12 protein-coding genes are annotated in these 21,295 nt (G+C 58.5%); 6 read left to right on the top strand and 6 right to left on the bottom strand.

What is annotated here, in order from left to right; genetic code table 11:
• Positions 1-5: 5 nt before the first annotated feature.
• Positions 6-4,151, top strand: a complete 4,146-nt coding sequence (gene rpoC / locus AC6FTP_RS14835) for a DNA-directed RNA polymerase subunit beta' (protein ID WP_497207700.1) — start codon at positions 6-8, stop codon at positions 4,149-4,151.
• Between the two features lie 99 nt (positions 4,152-4,250).
• On the opposite strand, the gene AC6FTP_RS14830 is transcribed toward rpoC, so the two are convergent.
• On the bottom strand, positions 4,251-6,986 hold the full coding sequence (locus tag AC6FTP_RS14830; protein ID WP_497207699.1) for a zinc-dependent metalloprotease: 2,736 nt from the start codon (positions 6,984-6,986) through the stop codon (positions 4,251-4,253).
• Between the two features lie 107 nt (positions 6,987-7,093).
• Here AC6FTP_RS14830 and AC6FTP_RS14825 point away from each other — a divergent pair, with 107 nt between their 5' ends.
• Positions 7,094-8,191, top strand: a complete 1,098-nt coding sequence (locus AC6FTP_RS14825) for a glycoside hydrolase family 3 N-terminal domain-containing protein (protein ID WP_497207698.1) — start codon at positions 7,094-7,096, stop codon at positions 8,189-8,191.
• An 11-nt stretch (positions 8,192-8,202) separates the two neighbouring features.
• Here AC6FTP_RS14825 and AC6FTP_RS14820 read toward each other — a convergent pair whose 3' ends face one another.
• On the bottom strand, positions 8,203-8,949 hold the full coding sequence (locus AC6FTP_RS14820; protein WP_497207697.1) for a hypothetical protein: 747 nt from the start codon (positions 8,947-8,949) through the stop codon (positions 8,203-8,205).
• 184 nt (positions 8,950-9,133) lie between these two features.
• On the opposite strand from AC6FTP_RS14820, the gene AC6FTP_RS14815 reads away from it, so the two are divergent.
• From AC6FTP_RS14815 to AC6FTP_RS14805, 3 genes are all read left to right on the top strand, one after another.
• Positions 9,134-12,316: a DUF1553 domain-containing protein gene (locus tag AC6FTP_RS14815; RefSeq protein WP_497207696.1), complete on the top strand. Its 3,183-nt coding sequence runs from the start codon at positions 9,134-9,136 to the stop codon at positions 12,314-12,316.
• A gap of 10 nt (positions 12,317-12,326) precedes the next feature.
• Positions 12,327-13,775 carry a DUF1501 domain-containing protein gene (locus AC6FTP_RS14810; RefSeq protein ID WP_497207695.1) on the top strand — a complete coding sequence of 483 codons (1,449 nt, stop codon included), beginning with the start codon at positions 12,327-12,329 and terminating at the stop codon, positions 13,773-13,775.
• A gap of 124 nt (positions 13,776-13,899) precedes the next feature.
• Positions 13,900-14,979 carry a nucleoid-associated protein gene (locus AC6FTP_RS14805; RefSeq protein ID WP_497207694.1) on the top strand — a complete coding sequence of 360 codons (1,080 nt, stop codon included), beginning with the start codon at positions 13,900-13,902 and terminating at the stop codon, positions 14,977-14,979.
• 10 nt (positions 14,980-14,989) lie between these two features.
• Here the strand turns inward: AC6FTP_RS14805 and AC6FTP_RS14800 are convergent, their stop codons facing one another.
• From AC6FTP_RS14800 to AC6FTP_RS14790, 3 genes are all read right to left on the bottom strand, one after another.
• The gene (locus AC6FTP_RS14800) at positions 14,990-15,334 is read right to left on the bottom strand and encodes a hypothetical protein (RefSeq protein ID WP_497207693.1); all 345 of its coding nucleotides are present in this window, start codon (positions 15,332-15,334) and stop codon (positions 14,990-14,992) included.
• A 2-nt stretch (positions 15,335-15,336) separates the two neighbouring features.
• Entirely contained in the window at positions 15,337-18,147 is a 2,811-nt protein-coding gene (polA, locus tag AC6FTP_RS14795; protein ID WP_497207692.1) for a DNA polymerase I, read from the bottom strand.
• A 61-nt stretch (positions 18,148-18,208) separates the two neighbouring features.
• Positions 18,209-19,489, bottom strand: coding sequence for an SHD1 domain-containing protein (locus AC6FTP_RS14790; RefSeq protein ID WP_497207691.1), 1,281 nt, complete (start codon positions 19,487-19,489; stop codon positions 18,209-18,211).
• Between the two features lie 169 nt (positions 19,490-19,658).
• Between AC6FTP_RS14790 and AC6FTP_RS14785 the strand changes: the two genes are divergently transcribed.
• Complete coding sequence (locus tag AC6FTP_RS14785; RefSeq protein ID WP_497207690.1) at positions 19,659-21,074, top strand: DUF2851 family protein; 1,416 nt, start codon at positions 19,659-19,661, stop codon at positions 21,072-21,074.
• Between the two features lie 78 nt (positions 21,075-21,152).
• On the opposite strand, the gene AC6FTP_RS14780 is transcribed toward AC6FTP_RS14785, so the two are convergent.
• Positions 21,153-21,295 (bottom strand): 2-C-methyl-D-erythritol 2,4-cyclodiphosphate synthase (locus AC6FTP_RS14780; protein WP_497207706.1); only part of this gene is annotated, 143 nt, incomplete at its 5' end.

Below are 21,295 nucleotides of genomic sequence, written 5' to 3'. Positions count from 1 at the left end.
TTACTATGAGCGCTGATTTGAGCTTGAAAGAAATCTTCGGGGAAAAAACCAATGGCGAGGAGTTCGACTTCGTGTCGATCTGTATCGCTTCGGCGGATCGCATCCGCTCTTGGTCCTCAGGGGAAGTGAAGAACCCCGAAACTATCAACTACCGCACCTTCAAACCCGAAAAGGGCGGCCTGTTCTGCGAACGTATCTTCGGGCCCACCCGTGACTGGGAGTGTGCCTGCGGCAAATACAAGCGCATCAAGCACAAGGGCGTCATCTGCGACCGTTGTGGAGTCGAAGTGACTCTCTCCCGCGTGCGCCGTGAGCGCATGGGCCACATCGAACTGGCCGTGCCTGTGACCCACATCTGGTTCTACAAATGCATGCCTTCCCGCATCGGCCTCATGCTCGACATGACCGCCCGTTCGCTGGAGCGCGTCATTTATTATGAAGACTACATGGTCGTCGATGTCGGCAGCACACCGCTCATGCGTGGCCAGTTGCTGACTGAAGTCGAACTTCGTGAAGCCGAAGAACAGTACGGTGCTGATGCCTTCCGCGTCGGCATGGGTGCTGAGGCCATCCGCGACATCTTCAGCCAGATCAATCTCACTGACGCTATCAAGGATCTCGAAGAGGCGATGACCAAAACGCGCTCGAAGCAAATCCGCAAGAAACTCGCCAAACGCCTCAAGCTCTGCCAGGGCTTCGCCGAGAGCCATAGCCGCCCAGAGGCAATGATCCTTGAGGTTCTGCCAGTCATCCCACCTGATCTTCGCCCTCTCGTTCCTCTCGAAGGTGGCCGCTTTGCCACCTCCGACTTGAACGACCTTTACCGTCGCGTCATCAATCGTAACAACCGTCTCAAGAATCTTCTTCAGCTTCGCACGCCGGATGTCATCATCCGTAATGAGAAGCGTATGCTTCAAGAAGCTGTGGACGCCTTGTTCGACAACGGCCGCCATGGCCGCCCTGTCACCGGTGCTGGTAATCGTCCGCTGAAATCTCTCTCCGACATGCTCAAAGGCAAGTCGGGACGCTTCCGCCAGAACCTTCTCGGCAAGCGCGTCGATTACTCCGGTCGTTCCGTTATCGTCATCGGTCCTGACCTCAATCTCAACCAATGCGGTCTTCCGAAGAAGATGGCGCTCGTCCTGTTCGAGCCTTTCATCATCCGCCGCTTGAAGGAGATGGGTCTGGTCCACACCGTCCGCTCGGCCAAGAAGATGATCGAGCGCCGCACACCAGAAGTGTGGGACATCCTGGATGAAGTCACCAAGGGGCACCCGGTTCTCCTGAACCGCGCTCCGACACTCCATCGTCTGTCCATCCAAGCATTCGAACCAAAGCTGATCGAAGGCGAGGCCATCCGTGTTCACCCCCTCGTTTGTACGGCTTACAATGCTGACTTCGATGGTGACCAAATGGCCGTCCATGTCCCACTTTCCATCGAAGCTCAGATGGAAGCCCGCCTGCTCATGCTAGCGCCGAACAATCTGTTCAGCCCTGCCAGTGGCAAGCCCATCACCACACCTTCCCAGGACATTCCTCTCGGTTGCTACTTCCTCACCTACCTGCGTGAGATGCCCGGCCCCGACGGCAAGAAAAAGGAAGGCAATGAGCGCCTGCCGATCTTCAACGATCATGCCGAAGTCGAGTTCGCGCTCACCGAAGGCAACTTGGGTGTGAACGACAAAATTCGCTATCGCAATCCTGATTACCAAAAGGAGAAGCGCATCTATGGCGACAACACAAAGCCCTACATTGAGACTACCGCTGGTCGCGTGCGCTTCAGTGAAATCTGGCCTGAGCGCGTCGGCTTCTACAATAACACCGTCGGCAAGAAGCAGATCTCTGACATCATCTGGCGCTGCTTCCAGACCGTCGGTCAGAAGGAAACCGTCGCCAGCCTCGACCGTCTGAAGCTCCTTGGCTTCCGCGAAGCCACTCGCTCCGGTTGTTCCATCGGTATCACCGACATGGCCATCCCGCTGACGAAGAAAGCCGCTCTCGAAAAGGCTTACAAAGACATCGAAGACGTCGAAAAACTCTACCGTCGCGGTCTCATCACCCATGGTGAGCGCTACCAGAAGATCGTCGATATTTGGACCCAGGTAGGTGATCAGACCGCTGACGAAGTGTTCCGCACACTGGAATACAACGACGGCAAGAAGATGCACAATCCACTTTACGTCATGGTCACCTCCGGTGCCCGAGGCAACCGTACGCAGATCAAGCAGCTCGGCGGTATGCGAGGCCTCATGGCCAAGCCATCCGGTGAGATCATCGAGCGTCCGATCACCTCGAACTTCCGCGAAGGTCTGAGCGTTCTCGAATACTTCATCTCCACTCACGGTGCTCGTAAGGGCCTCGCTGACACGGCTCTGAAGACCGCTGACTCCGGCTACATGACGCGCAAACTCGTCGATGTGTCCCAGGACGTCATCGTCCACGAGGAAGACTGCGGCACCTCCAACGGCATCACGCTCAATTCCATCTACCAGGGCGACGAAGAAGTGGTTGATCTCAAGACACGCGTCTATGGCCGCGTGAGCTGCGAGACCATCCATGACCCAGTTACCAAGGAAACCGTCATCGCGGCGGACCAGATGATCTTGGAGAAAGAAGCCCTGCACCTGACGAAACTCGGTGTCGAGAAGCTCAAAATCCGCTCCGTGCTCACTTGCGAAGCCAAGCGCGGTTGCTGCGCCATGTGTTACGGCCTCAGCCTTGCCACCAGCCGCTTGGTCAAAGTTGGCGAAGCCGTCGGCATCGTTGCCGCTCAGTCGATTGGTGAACCCGGAACCCAGCTCACCATGCGTACCTTCCACGTCGGTGGTGCGGCCATGAGCAGCTTCAAGCAGCCCTTCATCAACCTCAAACACGGCGGTATCCTGCGCTACGCTGAAATGCGTGCCGTGCCTACCGCTGAAGGCAACTGGATCGCCCTCACCAAGAACGGCGTCATCTCCATCATGGATGAAGACGGCCGCGAGCTGGAAAGCCACAAACTCGTTCTCGGTGCCGCCATCTCGAAGCCTGATGGTGCCATCGTGAAGAAAGGTGAGCAGATTGCCACCTGGGATCCTTATAACATCCCGATCATCACTGAGAAGGCTGGTAAGATCGAGTTCCGCGACATGATCGCGGGCATCACCTTCACCAAGGAAAAGAACGAGCAGACCGGCAACGAAGAAGTCGTCGTCATCGAGCACAAAGAAGATCTCCATCCGCAGATCGTCGTCACCAACTCGAAGACCCACGAAGTCCTTGCCAGCTACACCGTCCCCGCCGGAGCTCACTTGAACGTGAAGAATGGCGAGAAGGTCGAGGCCGGTGTCACGCTTGCCAAGACGCCACGTAAGGCTTCCAAAACCAAGGACATCACCGGTGGTCTTCCGCGTGTGGCCGAGCTCTTCGAAGCTCGTAAACCCAAAGACGCCTGCGAAATCGCCCGCATCGACGGCAATGTCGAAATCGGTGGTCTCGTCCGAGGCAAACGCCGCGTCATGGTCACAGATCCGAAGACCGGCCAGCAGGAAGAGCATCTCATCCCCCGTTCGAAGCACATCCTTGTCTTCAATGGTGACCTTGTCACCAAAGGTGATCAGCTCACCGACGGTCCAGTTGTCCCGCATGAAATCCTTGAGATTCTTGGACCTCAGGCGCTCCGCGAGCATCTGGTCAACGAAGTGCAGGAAGTTTATCGCGCCCAGGGCGTGGAAATCAATGACAAGCACGTCGAGATCATCATCCGCCAGATGCTCCGCAAGGTGAAGGTCACCGACACTGGTGACACTGAATTCCTCTGGGGAGATCAGGTGGACCGCACCACGTTCGAGAAGGAAAATGCCCGCGTCATCGAAGATGGTGGTAAGCCTGCCGAGGCTGAGCCCGTCCTCCTGGGTATCACCAAGGCATCCCTCGAAACCGAGTCCTTCATCTCCGCCGCGAGCTTCCAAGACACCACCCGCGTTCTCACTGAGGCCGCCACGCTGGCCAAGTCTGACTTGCTCCGTGGCTTCAAGGAAAACGTCATCATGGGTCACCTCATCCCTGCCGGCACTGGCTTCATCAAGAACCGCAATTTCGACCTCGTCGAGACCGAAAAAGCTGTCACTCAAGCCATCGTCGAAGAAGAGGACGAAGCCCTTCAGGCCTGATCCTCAATCCAGAAAGTATCAAGCCCCTGCCAGTGAATGCTGGCAGGGGCTTTTTCTTTTACTCTGACTCGGACGCCCTGATAAGCCAGGCAACGTCGATCACTTCTCCTCCAACCCACGCTTGATCTTGTAGCCGAGGAACTTTGCGTGCGCTGATCCCTTGAAAGCGGGCTGACCCTCGATCTGGAACTTCATAAACTCGACCTCGGCGAAGGCCACAGCCTGCGCGGCCGGAAGCCAGGCACTGTTGTTCACGATGCGCAGCAGGCGGTCCACATACTCGCTTTGCAGATTTTGGCGCACCGTATCAGGACCGGAGGCGGGATCGCCCGTGAAGATGCCGAGAGTGATCTTACGCATGACCTGTGCGAGTGACACTTCGTTTCCATACAAGCCAGAGTCGAGTATGCGGCGCTGCGTCTCCACGTGCAGAAGATGATCTAGCAGCGACTTCTGCACCTGGCCAATGCGGTCATGCAGTTTCGGTGCCTCATCCTCTTTGAAGAAATCAAACCCGCGCCGTTGTTGCTGGAGATGGGCGATCAACTCCGCTGGAGGCTGCATGGCTCCGGGCGCAAAGGCATACTTGTTCATGCCATCGAGCGCAGCAAACTGACGATCCTTCGCCACTGGAGTGTAGGGCTTCTGTGTCGCTCCCTGGCCGACGAAGGCACGCTCCACCTGCACACCTCCGACGTATCGGCTCATGGCGACCACGGCATCCGCACTTTCGCGCGAGAGCGTCAGATAGGCTGCCAGCAAAGGCTGCCAGCTTTCTCCCTTCACGGAGGCTTTCTTCAGCAGATCCGTGAGCTTGGCATTCACGAGTTCACAGCGCTGGGTGCCGTAGGTGACGGGATCACTGCTCATGTCGTAGATCATCGCGCGTGGATCGATTCCCTTCCCAGCTTTGCGCATGTCGTCCGCATCATTGCCGAAGGCCAAGGCTGGCTCATGCGAGCGGGAGGCGATCTTTTGCAGACGCTGCTCTTCCTTCTTCGGATCTTCCAATGCTTCACTGTAGCCATAGTCGATGACCCAGTGGTCATACGGTCCGGGCTTTGTGATGTAAAACTCACCCTGCGGCGTGTTTAGCGGGGCGATGTTCGCCGGCATGTAATCCATGACCGATCCCGTGAGTCCAGTCTTCGCGGTGATCTCCTTTTTATGAATGGCGGTGGCATCATACAGATGACTGGCACGGAAGTTGTGGTTCAGACCGAGCGTGTGCCCGACTTCGTGAAGGATGAGCTTCGTGAGGGCCTCATTCGTCATCGCCTTCATGTCAGGGAGCGAGGCATCATTGAGCTGCAGCGCCGTCTGCCCAAACATCAGCCCTTGCTGGGCAAAGCCCGCCTCCTGGCAGAAGCGGCGTGGATCACTGAAAGCATCCTCTTTCTCATCCTGTGGGGACGCGAGCCCCAACTCCATGAACACACGCTGGCTGCGCAGACGATTCGTGAGAAAGCTGAACTCTAGCATGATGTCCGCTCCCAGGATCTGACCCGTACGCGGGTTCACAAAGCTCGGCCCGTAACCGCCAAACGGAGGATTCGGAGACGAGGTCCAGCGCAGGACGTTGTAGTTGATGTCCCCGGCGTCCCAGGTGGCGTTGTCAGGCTGCTGCTTTACCACGATGGCGTCCTTGAAGCCTGCGGTTTCAAAGGCCTGATTCCAGCGCAGCGTGGCATCGCGGATGAGATCACGCAGCTCCACGGGCGTGGTGTTTTCGATCCAGAAAGTGATGGGTGCCACAGGCTCGCTCAACTTGGTGCCGGGCTTCTGCTTCGCCAAATGCCAGCGGTGGATCACGTCGCGATAAGGCGTGGCGTCTATGCTGGTCATGTCCGTGACCTGCGTGCCGAAGTAACCGATGCGCGGATCATCGTAGCGCGGCTTGAAGTCATTCTCGGGCAGCTTGATCAGGCTGTGCTGCACCTTGATGCTCACGTAGCGCGCATCGGTGACTTCATCCGCCTCCGCCTTGCTGTCACTGGCCCAGGTAGGGGAGGGATTCTCAAAGACATACTCCACCCCGATGACGGTATTGTCTGGGTAGCCGCGCAGTGTGGTGAATTTCGTCTTCGTCTCGCTCAGCTTGCCGAGTACCGACTTGCTCGCATCTCCACCGGGACGCTTCACCATCACGAGACTCTCTTTGAGAAAGAGATTCCCTGCGGCGATCAAGATGCCGCCAGAGTCTTCGGCCACGATGGACTCGCTGGCGAGAATGGCGTGCGAGATGTTCGCCTGTTTGGCACGTGCCAGCGCGCTCTGGGGATCAAAATAGAAGGATGTGTTCTCCGCTACAAACTCCACCCGCTCAAAAACCTTGGCGATGCGGAAGATGACCTCAGTGCCGTACGAGCCGCGATTATGCCCCGCCTGGACGACACCGTCCGTCGTGTGAGTGAAGTAAATGAACTCAGGTCCGAGTTGCTCCTTCTTGATGTAAAGATGCACGGTGCCCTTCTCACGATCCAGGAAGAGGTCAAACAGACCGCGCACCTGCTGATGCCCCTTGGTCACTTCGGCGACGGTCTTCTTTTTTTCCGCGGGCTTCGTTACCATGCTGGCAGCGGCTGGCACCGTAGGATTTGTGGTGGCTTGCTTGACCTCCACCTTGGCAGGCGTCGGTGCTGGGGCTGGCTTGCCAGGATCAGGCCTCACTGGCTCGGGCTGTGGCGACGGATCTGGCTTTTTCTCAGGCTTCGATTCAGGTTTGGCAGGTGCGGGTGCAGGCTTGGGGTCAGGCTTTGGCGCAGGAACCTGAGCGACAACCATGGCAGAAATCAGGGATGTCGAGAGGAGGATGGGGAGAGAAAGCAGGCGCATGGCGAAAAGAAACGTTGAGGGGCAGAAGTCTCTTGGCTTTGATTGCGATAGACAAGATTTCTCTTCCCCCCTGCGTCACACTTTCCCCTTTCCGCGACCTCTCCACCATGTCCCTCGGCCAACTCCTCCTCACCGGCGTCCCCGGTCCTGAACTCGACTCTGACACAGCCGCCCGCTTCAAGAAACTCCAGCCCGGTGGCTTCATCCTCTTTGGCCGGAACATCAAGTCCCCTGAGCAGCTGAGGAAACTCATCGACGACCTGCGCGACATCTCGGACATTGAGCCATTCATTACCATCGACCAGGAAGGCGGCCGTGTTTCGCGCCTCCGATTGATCGGCGAAGAACCCCCAAACGCCCAGGCGCTGCGTGACAAGGGTGATCCCGAGCTGATCAAAAAGCACGGCAAGCTCACTGGCCAAGTTTTGCGCCTCTTTGGCTTCAATCTCGATCTCTGCCCCGTGCTGGACATCAGCTACGACGATGCGGCGGACAACTCTCTCAAAGGCCGTTGCTGGGGAAAAGATCCGCAGCAGGTCATCACCAATGCTGGCCTCTTTAACCGTGCCATGCGCAAGGAAGGCATCCTCAGCTGCGCCAAGCATTTCCCCGGCTACGGCCCCGCTGAATGCGATCCCCATGAGTTCCTGCCTGTGATCTCCAAAAGCCGCTCCGAGATGGAGATGAGCGAGCTCATGCCCTACACCGCACTGCTTCCAGAACTCGACAGCGTGATGACCTGCCACAGCAACTACACCGCCTACGATCCAGATCGTGGACGCTGGCCTGCCAGCCTCAGTCACAACATCTGCACGAAGCTCCTGCGTGATCAGCTCGGCTTCGAAGGTCTGGCAATGACGGATGACCTCGACATGGGTGCCATATTAAATGAAGTCACTTTTGAACAGGCCATCCAGGAAGCCGTACGCGCGGGCAATGATCTCGTCATGATCTGCCACCGCATCGAGATGGTGGAGCTGGCGCGGCAGCACCTCGAAGGCGTGGAGCATCCCGTCCTGCATGACGCGCTCATGCGAATCGAGAAAACGAAGAAGCGCCTCGTGAAGCCTGACCAGTTCAGCCTCGAACGCTTCGCCGCCATCAATCGAGACATCTGGGATCTCCGCGTCGCCACGCTCGGTGAGGAAGCCGCGAAGAACCTCAGTGTCGAAGACGGCAAGCGCTCTCCCGTTGAGCTGTACTGACGCTGCGGCTGCTATTTCGCAGGCTCGGCATTCCAGACTTTGATGTCGTCGAAGAAGCCGTCTTTACCCGCCACACCGAGTTCGATCTTCGACTTCGTTGCATGAGCGATGCCGGAGGACTTCAGGTAGGCCGCAGGCTTGCCGTCGATCGTCACACGCATTTCCTCGCCCACGGTTTCCACGACCAGCGTGTACCATTTCCCCGTCTCCAGCTTCGCCGGATAGGTGATCTGGCGGCCCTTCAGCAGCTTCGCCACTTCGTCCTTCTTTGTCGGGTCCTGACGCATTTCGCGGATGTCATTTCTCATGCCGCCATCACGCTCGTCGATGATCGTCACGCCATTCAGTCGCACCTGCGCACGGCAGAGATGGCCGTAGTGAGCGCCCGTGTATTTGCGGTCGTCAAACTCCACATCGATCATCGTCGCGCCTTCGAACTTGATGCGGCATTCGACGACGCTGTCCTTCGTCGGGATTTCCAGTCCATGCACGGCAGCGTGGGCTTTACTGACAGACTTTCCATCGGCGCTGGGCACATCCTTGTCACGAGTCTGCGTGCCTTTCAGCGTGGCATTTTCAACTGCAAAAGTGGGCACGACTTTGTGCCAGACCTTGGCAGGCTCTGTGCCCTGGAAGTCATCGGAGAACAGCAATTCCTTCTTCGCGGCGATGGAGTTGGCTGGGATCTTCGGCAGGTCGGCAGCAAGAGCGGTTGATGCGGAAAGGGAGGCAAGAATGAGGAAGTGGCTGAGATGCATGGCTGGACTGCGACCATCAGGTGTCTGCCCCTGAGGTCAAGCCGTCGAAATCAGGAATCTGCAGAACCGGGCTTCCTTTGAGAAATGCTGTGCCATTCTTGATGACTGACCGTCTCCCATGAGGGAAGATTTGAAAGCGAACGTAAGTTTTTCTGGCCCGATTCCGTAACCCGACACGATTACCATGATACGCATCCACGTCACATTTGGCCTAATGGCCGCGAGCAGCCTTTTTGGGGCAGCCACGAATCCGATCGGCTTTAACAAAGACATTCGCCCACTCCTCGCGGACGCTTGTTTCCATTGCCACGGGCCTGATCCAGGAACGCGCAAAGCGGGCCTGCGTCTCGACACGGAAGCTGGCTTCTTCACCGCCAAAAAAGGCGAAACACCGACGGTGATCAAAGGCCAACCGGAAAAGAGCAGCCTGTTTCAGCGTCTGCTATCCACCGACGAGGACGAAGTCATGCCACCGCCAGAAGCTCACAAGGAGCTGAAGCCCGCACAGATCGCATTGATCAAAGAGTGGATCGCCCAAGGTGCTCCCTGGCAGCCGCACTGGTCGCTGATCCAGCCTCAACGTAGTGCTGAGCCTACGGTGAAAGACAAAGCTTGGGTGAAGTCTCCGGTGGATCGTTTTGTACTCTCCAAGCTGGAAACTGCAGGGCTGAAGCCCGCGCCCGAGGCCGAGGCACACGCGCTCGTGCGGCGCATTTCGCTCGATGTGACCGGCTTGCCGCCTTCTCCGGAGCTTCTCGCTCGCTTCTGTCCGACGACCCAGACCAGTCCGAAACATCTGACGGACGCACAGGTCGGCCAGCTCGTCGATGAGCTCATGAAATCCCCCGCCTATGGCGAGCACCGCGCCCGCTACTGGCTGGACGCCGCGCGCTACGGCGACTCACACGGCCTGCATTTTGATAAACCACGCGAGATGTGGCCCTACCGCGACTGGGTGGTGAAGGCCTTCAATCGCAACCAGCCTTTCGATCAGTTCACCATCGAGCAAATCGCGGGCGATTTGCTGCCAAAGCCGACCGAAGACCAACTCGTCGCCACAGGCTTCCAGCGCTGCAACATCACCACGAATGAAGGCGGAACGATTGATGAAGAAAATCTCGCCAACTACGCGGCGGACCGCGTGCAGACGATGGGCTGGGTCTATTTCGGCCTCACCACGAATTGCTCGCAGTGCCACGATCACAAGTTCGACCCCATCACGCAGCGCGACTACTACTCGATGGCCGCGTTCTTCCGCAACACGACGCAGAAGGCCAAGGACGGCAACGTGAAGGACGGCCTCGGCCCCATTCTCGTGCTGCCAACGGAGAAAGATCGCCCACGCTGGACGGCCCTACCTGCCGAGATCGCTGCTTCACAGAAGCTACAAAACGAAGCACGCACCGCTGCGGCGAAGTCTTTTGAGACATGGTTTGCCTCCGCCAAGCCAGCGGATCTGGCCGCTGATATTCCGACGAAGGGCATCATCGCCCACATCCCGCTGAACGAAGGCAAAGGCCAGGAGGTCGCTGCCACCTGTGGCGAGACAAAGAACGCGAAGACCTTCAAATCTGCGGGTGCCATCACCTGGAAACCGGATGGCAAACTCGGCCCAGCACCTGAGATCAAACCCGGCAGCAATTTTGACCTCGGTGATGTGGGGAATTTCGAGAAGGACAAGCCCTTCAGTTATGGCCTCTGGTTCCGCGCAGGCAATGTGACGCAGAGCGGCAGCATCCTCGCCCGCATGGATGAGAAAAACGGCTTCCGTGGCTGGGACATCATGCAGGCGGCGAACAAACTGAGCGTCCACATCATCAGCAAGTGGCCCGGCGACGCCTTGAAAGTGTCCACCGCCAAGCCTGCGCTTCGTGCCGGTGTCTGGCAGCACCTCTTCGTCACTTATGATGGCAAAGGAAAGGTTGGTGGACTCCGCATCTATGTGGATGGCGTGGAAACTCCGGTGAAGACGGATGCGGCCTCGCTGAAGGGAAGCATTGTCACCAGCACACCGACCAAAATCGGCCAACGCAGTTCCACCCCCCTTCGTGAAGGCGGCGTTCAAGACATCCGGCTCTATGACCGCCAGCTCACCGCGACGGAAGTTCAGACGCTTGCCAAGGTGGTGCCGCTTCAGCAGTTCGTCGGAGCCAAAAAGATCCATCCCAAAAACCGCGAGGCGCTTTTCGATCACTACCTCTCCACCCGCGACAAGGCTTATCAGACCGCATCAGCCCAAACCAACAAGCTCACCGCCGAGAAGGAAGCCATCAAGGCCCGCAGCCCCATCACCCACATCCAGGAAGAGAAGATGGACACCAAACCGATGGCGAACATCCTCATGCGTGGAGCCTATGACAAAGTCGGCGAGCAGGTCGATGCTGCGGTGCCTGTCGCGCTCGGCAAACTGGCTCCCGATGCTCCGAAGAACCGCCTCGGTCTCGCGCAATGGCTGGTGGATGCCAAAAATCCGCTCACCGCTCGTGTCACTGTAAATCGCTTCTGGCAGGAGCTTTTCGGCGCAGGCATCGTGAAGACCAGCGACGACTTCGGCATCATGGGCAGCGCTCCCACGCATCCTGAATTGCTCGACTGGCTCGCCGTGGAGTTCCGCGAGAGCGGCTGGGATGTGAAGCGCTTCTACAAGATGCTCCTCACCTCCGCCACCTACCGTCAGGCCGCGCTCATCACGCCCGAGAAGATCGAAAAAGATCGCGATAACTCGCTCCTCAGCCGTGGCCCACGTTTCCGCATGGATGCCGAAATGATCCGCGACTACGCGCTCGCCGCCAGCGGCACCCTTTCACCTCGCATGGGTGGCCCCGGCACCATGCCTTATCAGCCCGAAAACATCTGGGAAGTCGTCGGTCTCGGCACCGAGAAGTACAAGCAGGACAACGGCGAAAACCTCTACCGCCGCACGCTCTACAACTTCTGGAAGCGCATGTCCCCTTCCCCGAACATGGACATCTTCAACGCCCCCAGCCGCGAAGTCAGCTGCGTCCGCCGTGACCGCACCAACACCCCGTTGCAAGCCCTCGTCACCATGAACGATCCCCAGTTCATCGAAGCCGCCCGCAACCTCGCGCAAAAAGCTATCGCCTGCGGCTGCAACGATGACGCCAAAGCGCTCGCCTACCTCGCCGAACGCGTGCTTTGCCGCCCTCTGAAAGCCAAAGAACAGCCCATTCTCACCGCCAGCCTCGCCGACCTCCGCAAGCACTACACCGCCAACGCCGCCGACACCGAAGCCCTCCTCAAAGTCGGCGAATCCACTGTCGATGCGAAGCTCCCTAAAGCCGAACTCGCGGCGTGGACGATGCTCACGAATCAACTCATGAACCTGGACGAAGTCCTCAATAAATAATCCGACCGCCATGAACATCCTCCAAGAATGGAACACCTATCAAACCCGTCGTCAGCTCTTCGCTCGTGGTAAAAACGTGCTCGGTGGTGCGGCGCTGGCTTCGCTGTTTGGCGAATCCTTGGCCAATGCTTCGAATGCACGCGCTCAAGGCCCTCAGTTTCCGCCAAAGGCCAAGCGCGTGATCTATCTCCACATGGTCGGCGGACCGGCGCAGATGGATTTGTTCGACTACAAACCGCAGATGCAGGCCTATTACGATAAAGACCTGCCGGAGAGCATCCGCAATGGTCAGCGACTCACCACGATGACCAGCGGGCAGGCACGTTTCCCCATCGCGCCGTCGAAGTATCAGTTCAGTGCGGCGGGTCAGTGCGGCATGATGATGAACACGCAGTTGCTGCCAAACCTCGCCAAGAACGCCGATGACATCTGCTGGATGCGCTCGCTGCACACGGAGGCCATCAATCACGAGCCCGCCATCTGCGCCATGCAGACGGGCAACCAGATCGGCGGGCGTCCCTGCCTTGGTTCCTGGGCTTCTTACGGCCTCGGCTCGATGAACGAGAACCTGCCCACCTTCGTGGTGCTCATCGCCACGCCGAGCAATCGCGAGCAGGAGCAGGCCATCTCCTCGCGCTTGTGGTCCAGTGGTTATCTGCCCGGCGAACACGCGGGCGTGAGCTTCCGCAGCAAAGGCGATCCCATTCTCTACATCAACAATCCTCCTGGCGTGCCGGACAGTGTGCGCAAGCGCACCATCGAAGGCCTGAACGCCCTCAACGAGATCAACTACCAGGAAGTCGGCGATCCCGAAACGCACACGCGCATCCAGCAATACGAAATGGCCTTCCGCATGCAGGCCAGCGTGCCGGAACTCACCGACATCACCAAGGAGCCCGATCACATCTACAAACTCTACGGCGAAGAAGCGAAGAAGCCCGGCAGCTTTGCCAACAGCGTGCTCATGGCCCGCCGACTCGCCGAACGTGGCGTGCGCTTCATCCAGATCTACCACAACAACTGGGATCATCACTCCAATGTCGGCGGACGCATGCCCAGCCAGTGCAAAGACGTCGATCAGCCCTGCCACGCCCTCATTCAGGATCTCAAGCAGCGCGGCATGTTTGACGACACCCTCATCATCTGGGGCGGCGAATTCGGCCGCACCATCTACAGCCAAGGCGGCCTCACCAAAGAAAACTACGGTCGCGATCATCACCCACGCTGCTTTAGCATGTGGATGGCCGGTGGTGGCACACGCGGCGGTCAGATCTACGGCGAGACGGATGACTTCAGCTACAACATCGTCAAAGACCCGCTCCACATCAGCGACTTCCACGCCACCGTGCTGCACCAACTCGGCTTCCACGCCGACCGCTTCAGCTACAAATTCCAGGGTCTCGACGCCAAGCTTATCGGAGTGAACCCCGCGAAGGTTGTGAAGGCGCTGCTGGCTTAAAAGTCTCCAAGACATTGGCATTCACGGCTCCAATCCGGCGACGGATTGGAGCCGTTTTCTTTTCCATACCGTGATACCCCTTGACGCGAAGCGTGAGCCTTCTACCGCAGCGCCCGCCCATTCTATGTCCGTCAAACTTCGCCTCGACACCGCCTCCGCCACTCGTCTCATGCTTGCCAAGATCGGCCATGCGCAGCGTGGCGAGCCTTTGCAAACCTCGCGGGCGGTGCATCACATCCCGGAAGAGGACCAGGAAAAGCTCACGGCCATCTTTTTGAAGCCGTTCAAGAACCTAATCGCGCACCGATTCACGCATCATGCCTCGCTGGAACAGCATGAGATGAATATCTGTGCCAAGGCGATTTTTGCCGATCCCTCAGGTCTGCTAAAACGCGGATCAGAGATCGCCCAGCGGCTCTACGCGAAGTCGAACCATCCGAACATCAAATCGGGCGACCTCTGCATCGTCCACATCAAAGAGATCCACATCGACGGCGAGCTGGTGCAGGGCATCTGCATTTTGAAATCAGAAAGCGTCACGCCCTTCCTGACCATCACGGCGCGAGATGGCGACTTGGAGATCACGACGATCGAAGGCATTCATCCTGAGAAGATCGACAAAGGCTGCCTGATCGTCGATCACTGGCCAAACAAGGGCTACTACGTCCTCACCTTTGACCGCGCGGGTTCGGATGCGCGCTTCTGGTCGCGCGACTTCCTCGGAGTCGAGGCCGTGCCGGACTCCGCGTTCCTGACGAATGCGTATGCGAAGATGGCAGTGTCATTCCTCGAAGAAAATCGCCCATCGGATGAAGAATCTCCGCCCTGGGAAACCGCACAAGCCGCTCGTGACGCGCTGGATTACTTCGAGGATCGCGAGCGCTTCGAGCTCCAGGACTTCGAGCAGGCTGTGCTCAAGACACCGGAAGCGGTGGAAAAGTTTAATGAACATCGCGCACGTGCTGAAGTGGATCAGGGCCAGCCGCTGGAGACGAGCTTTGAAATCTCAAAGAAGGACGTCACCAAGGCCAAAAAACGCATCAGCGCCGTGCTGAAGCTGGACACCGGCGTGGAGATCCACGTCAAACCTGGAACGGGTGAAAGTGATCCGATGCTGGAGCGGGGCTACGATGACAAGAAGGGCATGAAATACATCAAGGTCTTCTATCACCGCGATCTCACCGCTTCAGAAGCCGAGGGCTGATGCCCCCCGATCAAAGCCGCACATTCATGGCATCGGCCAGGCTGGTAGCCCGAGCCGATGGAGTTGTGGTGACAGTGGCAGGTGGTGACGGAAGTGACTCCGCCCAGTGGATGATCTGCTCGACACTCAGCCCACGCTCATGCTCCACACGCAGCCACGCGCCATCGTCGTGCCTGAGGAGTGTGATGCAGGAAGAATCCTGATGACACTGCACGGCGGTGTTCACCACTCCTGATGCTGCATCCAAGGCGGAAATCGCCGCCTGAGTCAGCACGGCGATGGTGGTGAGCTCACCGGAGAACTCCCCATGGATCACCACAGCGCGTCCGTCCGTTTGAATCAAAATAGCATTCATGATCAGTGGGCCTCCAGCCAGTTCGTGCCTGTGCCAGCCTCGACTTCGACGGGCACATCGCCAAGCGTGAGGGCATTGCGCATTTCATTTAGAACGAGTGTGCGTGCCTGATCCATTTCGTTTTCAGGCACTTCAAAGAGCAATTCATCATGCACCTGAAGCAGCATGCGTGTCTTCAAACCCGTACGCTCAAGTTCCCGGGCAATGTTGATCATCGCCAGCTTGATCATGTCCGCTGCCGTGCCCTGGATCGGCGTGTTCATCGCCATGCGCTCGGCTCCGCCACGGATGGTGGCATTGGCACTGCCGATGTCTCGGATCACGCGGCGGCGCCCCGTGATCGTCTCCACATAGCCATACTTCTTCGCGTCCTGGACGATCTTTTCCATGTAGCGATGCACGCCGGGGAACTGCTTGAAGTAGTTCTCGATGATCGTCGCCGCTTCACCACGCGGGATGCCGAGCCTTTGGGACAAACCAAACGCGCTGATGCCGTAGATGATGCCAAAATTCACCATCTTCGCCGTGCGGCGCATCTCTGGCAGCACACCATCCAGCGGCACGCCATAAACCTTCGCCGCTGTGGCTTGGTGGATGTCCTGGCCGTTCTGGAAGGCCTCGATCATCGCGGGATCTTCACTCAGCGCGGCCATCACGCGCAGCTCCACCTGGCTGTAGTCCGCGCTCATCAGCACCCAGCCAGGCTCACCGGACACGAAGGCTTTGCGGATCTCTTTGCCGCTGTCGGATCGGATGGGGATGTTTTGCAGGTTCGGATTGCTCGAAGCCATGCGTCCAGTCGCCGCCATGAGCTGGTGGAAGGTCGTGTGTACACGGCCATCGACGCGCGAGACCGTCTCGGGCAAGGCATCGACATAGGTGTTCTTCAGCTTCGTGACTTCGCGATACTCTAGGATGTCTGCGATGATCGGGTGCGTGCCCATCAGCGATTGCAACACCTGCTCGTTGGTCTGGTATTGGCCGGTAGCGGTTTTCTTCGGCTTCTCGATCAGGCGCAGTTTCTCAAAGAGCACCTCGCCGAGCTGCTTCGGGCTGTTCAGATTGAAAGGTCCCCCTGCCATCTCCTGGATGCGCTTGTGCATTTCGTTCGCGCGTTTTTCGAGCTGAATGCCGAACTCGAAGAGCGCGGAGACATCGATCTTCACGCCGAGATGCTCCATGCGAGTGAGTACGGGGAGCAGCGGGCACTCGATCTCATAAAACACGCGCTCGGCTCCATGCTCAGGCAGCAATGGGCGCAGCTTCTCCGCGAGCTGCCAGGTCACATCGGCATCTTCGGCAGCGTAGTCGGCGATCTTTTGCGGATCAGCAGCCGCCACATCGGCCATACTTTGCGGGCTGAAGAGGTCTTTTTCTTTCTCCGTGTTGATCAGCGCTGAAATCGGAACCGGCGTGTAGCTCAGGTAAGTCTCCGAGAGAAAATCCATCCCGTGACGCTGATCTGGCTCGATGAGCGAGTGGGCGAGCATCGTGTCGAAATACGGCCCAGTGACCTCAATGCCATGCGCGAGCAGCACGCTGAGGTCGAACTTGAGGTTGTGCCCGATCTTCTCGATGCCATCACGCATGAGGACTTCGCGGAACTCCTCCAGCACGGCCTTCGCTTCGGCTTTGTCTCGTGGGAAGAAGACAAAGTAGCCTTCCCCCGCTTTCCACGAAAAGGCGATGCCCACGATTTCGGTGTCGCGTGGGTCGAGCCCGGTCGTTTCGAGGTCAAAGCAGTAGCGCTCCAGCTTGTTGAGTTCAGAGATGAGACTGGTGCGCTCTTCGGCAGTGCGCACGAGGTGATACTGATGCTCGGTATCGGCGATGGTGCGCAGCTGTGGTGCGGCTGGCGCTGCGCCAAAGAGGTCATCACCGCTCGCAGGTGCAGTCTTGTCTTCCTTCGCCAACATGCGTCCACGTCCGGCTTTGAACTCATCGCCAAAGACACGACGGCCAAGCGCATTGAACTCGAACTCGGTGAAGAGCGCCTTGAGATCGGGCGTGTCGTGCCCCTTCTGCTCCAGATCATCCAGCGCGACATCGACGGGCAGGTCGGTGAAGATGGTGGCGAGCTGTTTGGAGAGCAGCGCTTTGTCCGCGTGCTGCTCCACCTTCTCCTTCTGCTTGCCTTTGAGCTGCGCCACATTGGCGATGAGATTCTCCACACTGCCAAATTGCTGAATGAGGCTCGTGGCGGTCTTTTCGCCGAAGCCGGGGATGCCTGGGATGTTATCCACCGCGTCGCCCATAAGCCCGAGGATATCGATCACCTGCTCAGGCCGCTCGATGCCCCAACGCTCGCAGATTTCCTTCACGCCTAGGATCTCCACCTCGTTGCCCTGACGGCCGGGTTTGTAGATCTTGATCTTGTCAGAGACGAGCTGCCCGAAGTCCTTGTCCGGCGTGACCATGAAGGTCTCTTCAAAGCCTTCCTTCTCCGCCCGTTTCGCGAGGATGCCGATGATGTCATCCGCCTCCAGGCCATCCTTCGTGATCAGCGGGATGTTCATCGCCGCGCAGAGTCGATGAATCAGCGGAATGGCCGTGGAGATGTCCTCCGGCATCTCCTCACGCTGCGCTTTATAATCCGGGAAAATCTCATGACGCGGTGTGGGTGCCGAGGTGTCCAGCACCACGGCGAGATGCGTGGGTTGTTGATTGCCGATGATGTCCAGCAGCGTGTTCGCAAAGCCGTAGAGCGCGGATGTGTTCACCCCATCGCTGGTGCGGATGGGATTCTTGATGAAGGCAAAGTGTGCGCGATACAGCAGCGCCATGCCATCGAGGAGGAAGAGACGTTTGGACATTCGATGCGAGCGTGGCGAGTAGCGGAGCCAGGGTCAAGGCTGCGACATCATACTCTCCGCCTCAGTTCGAGTCCGATGTCGCCGGGTTCTTGCCGGGCGGGTCGAATTCCACATCCACTCCGGCTTTGTTCAGGCCCTTCTTCACATCGTCGGCGAGCTGGGCGTAGCTGCGACCGCGCATGAGGTGCTTTTCGATGAGCGCCTTGGCATCAAAGCCGCGCTCAACGATTTCCAGATCCCGCAGCCAGGCGATGATATTCGCGGCGTCACCTTTGTCATCGTGATGGTAGAAGTAATAGGTCAGCAGGGCTGCGGAGCCGTAGTTCTGGCTGGATTGATTCGCTTCTCCACCGCTCACGTTGGGTGCCTTCACTTTCAGGGTCAGCGCAGCCGCCCACGCGCCACCTTTGATCTCCATGAGTTCCTGGAGATCCAGCATCTTGAAGGGGCCCGGCTCATAAAGATTCTTTTGGCGGGCGAAGTCGGTGAGCCGCTTCCTAATGCCTGTCCAGGCAAACCTTCCTGTTGGGAAGTACTCCGGCAGCTCGGTGTAGTCGGCGCTTCCTTCGATGAACCACACGGGCAGCTTCGCGAGCCAGTGATTCATCATCTGGTGGGTGATCTCGTGGATGAGGGTGGCGTTGGCTTTGTCATCCGCTTTGTCCAGGCTCACGCGGCTGCCGACCATCTTCACGCCCAGGCTTTTCAGCGGCACGGAGAGGGCTTTTTGCCCGCGCTGATAGACCCCGGCTGATCCGGGAACGCCGCCCGACTTCATGTAGTCCTCTTCATTCGTGTACAGCTTCGCCAGGAAGAATTCGCGCAGAGGTTCTGGCTTGGGTTTGATGTCGAGAGGCAGTTTGCAGTTCAGGAGGTAAGTGGCTTCAAACAAGCGCCCGAACTCGCGCACCACATTCGCCCCCAGCTTGGAGTCACACTCGAATTCATAATGCGGGGAGCGGTAGATGTATTTCTTCTCCTTCTCGTCCTCCTTCACGACGATGATCTCCGGCTTGTCTGCGATGGACACGCTCTTCGGCCAGGTCGTTTCGGCAGTGGGAGATTCCGAGGTATTGGGCGCAGCGCTCGGTGTCGTCGCGCTGGCGGTCTGCGCTTTTGCCCAGGCTTGATCTTCAGCCGAGAGCCGCTCCAGAGGCACGGAAAAGATGGCTCCGTTTCGGCCTTTGATCTTTACGCTGACACCTTCGAGCCCAAGAAAAGAAGCCTCCACCTCCCGACCATCCGTGCTTTTCCAGACACGAAAAGCCTCCTGCTGGGCCTGAACGAACATGGCAGGCAGAATCAAAGCAGCCAAAAGGAGGCGAGTGATGGTTGGAATCATATTGGCGAAGAGTAATGAAAACGGCATCTGTCTGACAAGGTGAAAAAGGTCGCTTCCGATCTCAGGCGACACTCCAACACAGGATTGCGAAGTCAGCGCGCCCATTTACTCTCCACACCATGTCTGCCGCTTCTCTCATGCCTGGGAACGGCGAGATCAGAACCTCCCCATGAGCCTTACCGCCCTGCCGCTTGCTGATCGTTACTCGCGCTTCCGTGACTTTGTGTTTTCGGGTGTGGAGGAATCATCGGCAGCGCTCCCCGGCATGGCTGAGCCCATGGGCGAGCTGGATCTCCAGAGCCTGTGGTTTGCCGGGGCGTTTGGGCGGGAGTTTACCAGCTCAGAGGGGAAAGCTGTGCGCGTGGTGGATTTCGGCATCTGGAACTCGGGGGCAGGGCCGGACTTCAATGACTGCGTGATTGAGGTGGATGGTCAGGCGATGCGTGGAGACATTGAACTCGACCCCGATGCGCGCGACTGGGAGCACCATGGGCATGGGGCCAATGCAGATTACGCGCGCGTCGTGCTGCACCTCTTCATGCACACACCCGAGGAGCGCTTTTTCACCCGCACGGTGGGTCACAAAGAAGTGCCGCAGGTGCTGCTGAACCTCGGCATGATGGACGCGGATGCGCGTCCGAATCGCGGTCTCGCCGCAGCGCGACTCGGACGCTGCGCCACTCCGCTGAGTGAGATGGAAGAGGCACGCGTGCAGGACCTGCTGGAGTCGGCGGCACAGCATCGGCTGGAGCGGAAATCCCGCCGCCTGCATCGCAGCATCGCCGCGCAGGGCCGGGAACAAACGATCTATCAAGCTCTGGCCCAGGCGCTCGGATATCGGCAAAATCAGCCGCCATTTTTGCTGATCAGCCAACGCCTTCCCGTGAAGCGACTGCGCAAACTACCCGCTGCCACGCGGGAGGCGCTGCTCTTCGGCATCAGCGGCTTCCTGGAAAGCGTGAAGTTTGAGGACACACTGCCCGAGACCCGCAGTTACCTCCGCCAGCTCTGGCAGGAATGGTGGCGGCTTCGTGAAGAATGCGCCCGCTGGCTTTCCCCATCCCAGCTCCCGCGCTGGAAGCTCGCCGCCACACGTCCGGGAAACCATCCTCAGCGACGTCTCGGTGCACTGACGGCGATGCTGGCGCAGTGGGAGCCCATCTCGGCACCGCTGATGGACTCCACGCGCTGGAGCCAGACGGCGTGGAAAGAAAGCCTGCTCGCCCTGAAGCATGATTTCTGGACCACTCACTTCACCTTGCTCGCCGAACCTGCGGCGAGACCGCTGGCACTCGTCGGCGAGACCCGCGTGCAGGAGATGCTGGCAAACGTCGCCTATCCGCTGCTCATGCCCGAGCGAACGCGACTCTGGGCCGAGTATCTGGAACTGCCCGCGATGCTGGAGAATCAAAAAGTCACCCGCGCTGCACTCCGTCTCTTCGGTGAAAATCCGCGCGGAACGCTGTTTCAAAAGAAGCTTCATCACCAGCAGGGGCTGCTGCAATTGTATGAAGATTTCTGCCTCGAAGACGACAGCGCCTGTGAGCAGTGCCCATTTCCAGAGAGGTTGAAGCAGTGGTCGTAGCTCATGGAGCAGCCTGACTTGGTGAGGTTTTGCTCCTCGATTATCGCGCCTGGGTAATCCTTGATCTCGTCATCTCCCTCACTTCGTCACACAAGCCACGGCCATCGCGGCGATGCCTTCTTCTCTGCCGACGAAGCCCATGCGTTCGTTGGTGGTGGCTTTGACGCCGACTTGATCGGGCTGGATGCCGAGGGCGGCGGCGAGTTTTTCCTTCATCAGCG

Source organism: Prosthecobacter sp. (genome assembly GCF_044378005.1).
Classification (GTDB): Bacteria; Verrucomicrobiota; Verrucomicrobiia; order Verrucomicrobiales; family Verrucomicrobiaceae; genus Prosthecobacter.
The sequence above is the reverse complement of the archived record's forward strand: the minus strand, read 5'-3'. Positions and strand labels throughout refer to the sequence as shown.

What these genes read in the sequence shown, in the direction of transcription:
- AC6FTP_RS14815 (WP_497207696.1), top strand. Translation starts at nt 9,134, where the DNA reads ATGATACGCATCCACGTCACATTTGGCCTAATGGCCGCGAGCAGCCTT.
- AC6FTP_RS14830 (WP_497207699.1), bottom strand. Translation starts at nt 6,986, where the DNA reads ATGCGCCTGCTTTCTCTCCCCATCCTCCTCTCGACATCCCTGATTTCT.
- AC6FTP_RS14810 (WP_497207695.1), top strand. Translation starts at nt 12,327, where the DNA reads ATGAACATCCTCCAAGAATGGAACACCTATCAAACCCGTCGTCAGCTC.
- polA (WP_497207692.1), bottom strand. Translation starts at nt 18,147, where the DNA reads ATGTCCAAACGTCTCTTCCTCCTCGATGGCATGGCGCTGCTGTATCGC.
- AC6FTP_RS14825 (WP_497207698.1), top strand. Translation starts at nt 7,094, where the DNA reads ATGTCCCTCGGCCAACTCCTCCTCACCGGCGTCCCCGGTCCTGAACTC.
- AC6FTP_RS14790 (WP_497207691.1), bottom strand. Translation starts at nt 19,489, where the DNA reads ATGATTCCAACCATCACTCGCCTCCTTTTGGCTGCTTTGATTCTGCCT.
- AC6FTP_RS14805 (WP_497207694.1), top strand. Translation starts at nt 13,900, where the DNA reads ATGTCCGTCAAACTTCGCCTCGACACCGCCTCCGCCACTCGTCTCATG.
- rpoC (WP_497207700.1), top strand. Translation starts at nt 6, where the DNA reads ATGAGCGCTGATTTGAGCTTGAAAGAAATCTTCGGGGAAAAAACCAAT.
- AC6FTP_RS14800 (WP_497207693.1), bottom strand. Translation starts at nt 15,334, where the DNA reads ATGAATGCTATTTTGATTCAAACGGACGGACGCGCTGTGGTGATCCAT.
- AC6FTP_RS14820 (WP_497207697.1), bottom strand. Translation starts at nt 8,949, where the DNA reads ATGCATCTCAGCCACTTCCTCATTCTTGCCTCCCTTTCCGCATCAACC.
- AC6FTP_RS14785 (WP_497207690.1), top strand. Translation starts at nt 19,659, where the DNA reads ATGAGCCTTACCGCCCTGCCGCTTGCTGATCGTTACTCGCGCTTCCGT.